The organism is Longimicrobiaceae bacterium (genome assembly GCA_036375715.1).
In the GTDB taxonomy this organism is placed as follows: domain Bacteria; phylum Gemmatimonadota; class Gemmatimonadetes; order Longimicrobiales; family Longimicrobiaceae; genus DASVBS01.
The window spans coordinates 1-5,896 of sequence record DASVBS010000058.1; the positions used below are offsets into that span (position 1 = coordinate 1).

The window sequence follows — 5,896 nt, forward strand, 5'->3', positions numbered from 1 at the left end:
TCTCTACGCACGCCTGTGCCCGGCGCACGCCCCACCTCGAGACCGGCTTCCGGGGGTGCGCCCGGTGACCGATCTGCACTCCGACCTCCGCACGGCTAGCTCCATCGCCCGTGCCGCCGGCGCGGCGGCGATGCGCTTCTACGGCACCACCGCCTCGGTGGCCAAGGCGGACGAGTCGCCGGTGACGGCGGCCGACCACGCGGCCAACGACGTGATCGTCGCGGGCCTGCGGGAGGCCTTTCCGGGGGACGCAATCCTCTCCGAGGAGTCGAAGGATTCGGCGGAGCGCCTCTCTGCGCGCCGGGTCTGGATCGTGGACCCGCTCGACGGCACCAAGGAGTTCCTCGCGCAGAACGGCGAGTTCTCGATCATGATCGGCCTCGCCGTCGACGGCGAGGCGGTGCTGGGGGTGGTCTACCTGCCGGCGATCGACGTCCTCTACGCCGGTGCGCCAGGGGAGGGAGCGTGGGTCGAGCGCGATGGCGAGCGCGAGCCGCTCACTCGCGGCGCCGCCGATCCCGCCGCGCTGCGCCTGGTCGGCTCGCGCAGCCACGCCGAGCCGCTGGTCGAGCGGCTGCGGGAGGCGCTCGGCATCACCGACGTCGCCCCCTGCGGCTCCGTGGGGGTCAAGTGCACTCGCATCGCCCACGACCAGCGCGACCTCTACCTGCACCCCGTCCCCTACCTCAAGGAGTGGGACACCTGCGCCCCCGAGGCGATCCTTCGCGCCGCGGGCGGAACCGTCACCGACTGCCGCGGCGAATCGCTCCGCTACAACAAGCCGGATCCCCGTCAGCCGCATGGAATCTTCGCTTGTGCGCCGGGGGTGGCGGAGATGGTAATGGGGAAATGGTTGGGAATGTATGGGGAAGCGGGGGGGAAGCAGGGAGTTAGGAGTCAAGGGAGTTAGGAGTCAGGAGGGAGTGGAGTCAGGAGCCAGAAGCCAGGAGCCAGAATTGGCTCGAGCAGGTTTGTGAGCTCCTTCTAGTTGGATGTCAGCCAAGGGGCGCTTGACGCGCCCGCACGACTGAGCCGATGTCGGCGTCCGAACCTTCTGGCTCCTGGCTTCTGGCTCCCCTCCTGCCTTCCTCCAGCCCACTCCCTCCCAACTCCTATCTCCCTCAGCTCCCTCCACTCCCTGCTCCTTCCTACGGATTCTGCTCCAGATTCGAATTCAACTCCAGCTCATCCTCCGGCAGGAAATACACGATCCTCGGATGATCCGGGGGAATCAGCTGGGTGCCCGCTTCCACATTCACCCCGGGGGCGATAGGGGTCAGGTGCGAGCCGGGGTAGGTGCGTACCACGGGCCGGCCGTTGCGGAAGAGGTCGTAGGTGCGGTGACCCTCGAAGGCGAGCTCGAGGTGCCGCTCTTCCAGCACGACGTCGAGGACGGAATCGTGCCCCTTGAGGTCCCCGATCGAGTACAACCCATCGCCGGAGAGACCGGCGCGCTGCCGGATGCGGTTCACGTCCTCGAGCGCCGCGGCGTCGTTGCCCAGCTTGGCGTTGGCCTCGGCGCGGTTCAGGTACATTTCGGCGAGCCGTAGCACCACTGGCGAACTGAGGGTGACGATTCCCTCCTGACCCACGTACTTGATCACGTAGATCATGGGCACGCCGTTCCGGGTCTGAATCACCGGCCGCCCTTCCTCATCCGTGACGATATTGCCGTCGGCGTCGCGCTCGTACTGCGGATCGATGAAGGCGAGGCGTGCGTCCTCGGGGTGCTCCATCAGCTTCTCGTACAGCGGAAGCGCCATGTACATCTCCCCGTAGCCCACCCCGTCGGGCGAGCGATAGTACAGGTAACCCACGTTGGACGAGCCGCGGTTGTCGGCCTGGGTGTGCTTGATCGCGAAGATGAGCTCCGGGTTGCTCTCCGGCGGCATGGTGGGCCACGCCTTGTAGGTCTCCATATCGGCGAGCTGAAAGCGCCCCGATTCGATCACCCGGGTGGCGTATTCGATCGTCTGCTCGTTCTCACCCCGATAGAGGTGTACCCGTGACAGGAGCGCCCACGCCGCCTCGCGTGTAGCGAAGCCGTTCGGCTTGGCGATGGTCATCAGCTCAGCCGCACGCTCCAGCTCCGCGACGACGAAGTCGTACACTTCCCCCACCGTCGCGCGCGCCGGTCGCTCGTCCGGATCGGTTCCGGTCACGATCGGCACGCCGGGATTGTCCCGTCCCTGCACATATGGCCTGCCGAAGGCGTTCACCAGATAGAAGTGGAAGTACGCCCGCAGGAAGATGTTCTCTCCCAGCAACTGGTCGGTCTCGGGAGACGTGCCCGGCTCCAGCCGCTCGATGACCTGGTTGGTTCCGTAGATCGCCTGGTACAGCCCGCGCCAGATTCCCCGGACGTTACTCAGGTTGGGCGCGTGGATGTACGTGTACAGGTTGTAGAGGGCGCTGGAGGTCGTGCAGCAGAGCATGACCTCGTCGGAGGGGAACTCGGCGAGACGGTGCCAGTCCAGCCCGTGGTCGATGAGTCGGCGGTAGTTGCCGCGGGTGGCAGCCTCGATCCCTTCGAGGGTGCCCAGGGCTGTCTCCGACGCCATGCCGGTCGACGGCTCGGTGGACAGCGACTCGCACGCGGCCAGCATCGTCGAGAGGCAGAGGCCCAGCGGAATGATGGATTTTCTATTGATCATGATCCCCATGGCGGTTTGTCGGTCCGAATTCGGGTGCGTTGGCAATCGGTGAAGGCCGGCTCCTCAGAGGCCGAGGTCCAGGCCGATCAATAGCTTCTGATTTCTTGGATAGAAGCCGGAGCTCACCGTGCCTCCGATCCCCGCTTCGGGATCGAGTCCGGAGAATTCGGTCCAGGTGTAGACGTGGTCTGCCGCCAGGTAGAGGCGTCCGGTCGCTGCGTTCACATTCCGCAGCAGACCGTCGGGCAGTTGATAGGACAGGGTGACGTTGTTCAGCCGCAGGTAGCTACCATCCTCGAGGTACCGCGAGGAAGGTCGGTGCGCGAGCCGGTTGCCGCCCGGGATCGGCTTGGGGTGCGTGGCCCGATCACCGGGCTTCTCCCACCGGCTCCAACCATCGGCCAGGCGCATGTAGTTGAAGTCGATGTAGCCCCCGTCTGAATCGAAGTACTCGCGCGCCTGGTGATAGATGAGATTCCCCGAGACGAAGCTGAAAGTCGCTCGCAGCGACAGCGGACCGTAGCTGAGGTCGTTGACCCAGCCGCCGGTGAAATCCGGCGAGGCCTTGCCGACGCGCTGCAGGGTCGCGGCGTTGTAGTCGTTGGTCGTCTCCCGTGAAATGACCTCGCCATCGGGCCCGTAGTTGACCACCTCCCACAGCGGATCCCCGTTCTCGGGGTCGACACCGACCCACTTCCGCATGTACCACGTCTGCAGGTCGTAGCCCTCGGAGATGCGCTGGTTGCCGTTCGGGATGTCCTCACCTTCGTTGAGGGCGAGAACCTTGTTGCGATTGAAGCCGATGTTGAAGTCCGTCGTCCAGAGCAGGGGACCCTGCAGGAGGGGCGTCGAGATCGAGAGCTCGATGCCGCGGTTCTCGATCGAGCCGATGTTGCGGACGATGGAGTTGACGCCGCTGGTGCCCGGCAGTGTGACGTTGAGAAGCAGGTCGTCGTTCACGCGCCGGTAGGCGTCCAGCGAGAGGTCGAAGCGATCGAACAGCCGGGCGTCCACGCCCACGTTCAGGGTTCGGGCGACCTCCCAGGTGAGATCGGGATTTTCGAGCTGGATCGGCTGTGCGGCAGGTTCGCCGTTGTACTGGCTGGTGAAGCCATAGAGGCCCCGCCACAGGTAGTCGCCGATGTCCGCGTTCCCCGTGGTGCCGTAACTCGCCCGCAACTTCAGCATGTCGACCGCCGACACGTCGCGCAGGAACGGCTCGTTGCTCAGCATCCAGCCGCCCGAGAGGCTGTAGAAGCTGCCGTAGCGGTTGGAGCGGCCGAAACGTGAGGACCCGTCCCTCCGGAAGGAGACGGTGGCGAAGTAGGTGTCGTTGTAGTCGTAGTCGCCCTGGAAGAGACCGGAATGGAAGACGCTCTCGCCGCGGCTACCCCCGACGTTGTCGGCACCCGCGGCCGCGTCCAGCACCCCGAAGCCGGGGAAGATGCCGGCGCCGCGCGCATTGAACCCGTCATAGGCGTCGCGCTGGTACTCGACCCCGAGAATGCCGCCGAAGGTGTGGGGCCCGGTGTCGTAGTTGAGTCGGAGGAGGTTGGAGCTGAGCTGCGACTCCGACTGGACAAGACCGTTGGTCAGCAGGCCGCCGAGGGTGCTTCCGGCGGGTGTGCGCGGGTCCGCGTTGCTCTTCCAGCGGTGATCGGTCGTTCCGTACCGATTGGTGGTGGTGAAGTTGAGCCAGGGGGTGAAATCGTACCGCAGCATCACGTCCCCGCTGATGCGACGGTAGTGGTCGCGTGAGTCGTTGTACTGCAGGCCGTAGAGGAAATTCGTCTTGTCCCGCCCCAACCAGTCGGGCTCTCGACCGGTGCGAATCGAGCCGTCCTCGTTGTACGGGTAATCCCAGGGCAGATAGGTGTAGGCGCCGTACGTCGTGCTCTCCGGATTATTCCGGTCGTCGTCTTCGCGGACGTTGATGCGAGCCGTGACGGTGAGGCGGTCGTTCACCGCGTGCTCCAGGTTGAGCCTCGCGCCGACGCGCTCCAGGCCGGTCTCGATGAGCGTCCCCTCTTCGTCGTACCAGTTCCCGGAGAGGTAGAAGCGGGTGCGGTCGTCGCCACCCGATACAGCCACGTCGAGGCGACTCGTCCGCCCGGTGCGGAAACCGTAGTCGAGCCAGTCGGTGTTCCGCTCGAGCAGGTCCGGTCCCAGCGTGCGGTTGCCGAAAGCGGTCACCCCCATGCGATCGTGCAGGAGCTCGTACAGCTCCGCCGAGCTCATCAGGGAGAAATTGCCATCGTTGCGCCGGCTCACACCGTAGGAGCTGCTGACGTCCACCCGCGTCGCTCCCCGTCGCCCCTGCTTGGTGGTGATGACGATGACGCCGTTCGCCGCACGCGAACCATACAGGGCGGTGGCGGCGGCGTCCTTCAACACCGTCACCGACTCCACGTCATAGGGATCGACCATCCCCCCGATCACGCCGTCGACGACGATCAAGGGGCCCGAGCCCGCGGTCACCGAACCGGTCCCCCGGATGCGCACCGTGGGGTTGGCCGCGGGATCCCCGCTGCCGCCGGTGATGAATACGCCCGCGGTCTTCCCCTGCAGCATGGTGTTCACGCTGGCCGCAGTGACGTCTCGCAGCTCGGACTCGGTGACCTGCTGCACGGCGCTGGTGATCTGCTGCTCCTGCCGAGTGCTGTAGCCGACGGCGACGAGGCCCTCGAGCTCGATCGCCTCGCTCTCCAGGGCGAAGTGTGCCTCGACGGTAGCCCCCGCCGTCACCGCAACCGGCTGCGTCTGCGAAGCGTAGCCGATCAGCGCGGCGGTAACCCGCTGCGTGCCGACCGGCACGCCGCTGATCGTGTAGGTCCCGTCGCTACCGGTGAGCGTGCCGAGCTGGGTGCCCTCGATCACCACACTGACCCCGGACAGCGGAGCGTCGGTGGCGGCGTCCGTCACCCGGCCGCTCACCGATCCCTGCTGCGCGTGCGCCGCCAGCGGCAAGGCGAGCACTGCGCCGGTCAGTGCGGCCCACAGCACCCCGCGCAGCCGCGTCGACACTGCCATCCATCTCCTCTCGGACTTGCGACTCTCCATAGGTGGCCTCTGCTGGAGGGAACGGTTCGCGCCCCCTTGCTCGCCTCATCCGGGCATCCGCGGACGAGGCCGCGCGGGCGCACGAACCTGGGTGGTGGAAGGATGCGGTCAGGGACCCAACGTGCGGGGGTGGGGCGGGAAAATCAACGAGGTAGGATGAAGTTTTTGTCTTGAAAGGGTCA

The 5,896-nt window shown here is 66.1% G+C and carries 3 protein-coding genes; 1 reads left to right on the forward strand and 2 read right to left on the reverse strand.

Annotated features, from left to right (window positions below; all coding sequences use genetic code 11):
* Window positions 1-910: 3'(2'),5'-bisphosphate nucleotidase CysQ (locus VF167_11040; GenBank protein HEX6925963.1), on the forward strand; the 910-nt coding region annotated here is incomplete at its 5' end.
* A 238-nt stretch (window positions 911-1,148) separates the two neighbouring features.
* Here VF167_11040 and VF167_11045 read toward each other — a convergent pair.
* Window positions 1,149-2,654 carry a RagB/SusD family nutrient uptake outer membrane protein gene (locus VF167_11045; protein ID HEX6925964.1) on the reverse strand — a complete coding sequence of 502 codons (1,506 nt, stop codon included), beginning with the start codon at window positions 2,652-2,654 and terminating at the stop codon, window positions 1,149-1,151.
* A gap of 63 nt (window positions 2,655-2,717) precedes the next feature.
* The gene (locus VF167_11050) at window positions 2,718-5,684 is read right to left on the reverse strand and encodes a SusC/RagA family TonB-linked outer membrane protein (GenBank protein HEX6925965.1); all 2,967 of its coding nucleotides are present in this window, start codon (window positions 5,682-5,684) and stop codon (window positions 2,718-2,720) included.
* Window positions 5,685-5,896: the final 212 nt, after the last annotated feature.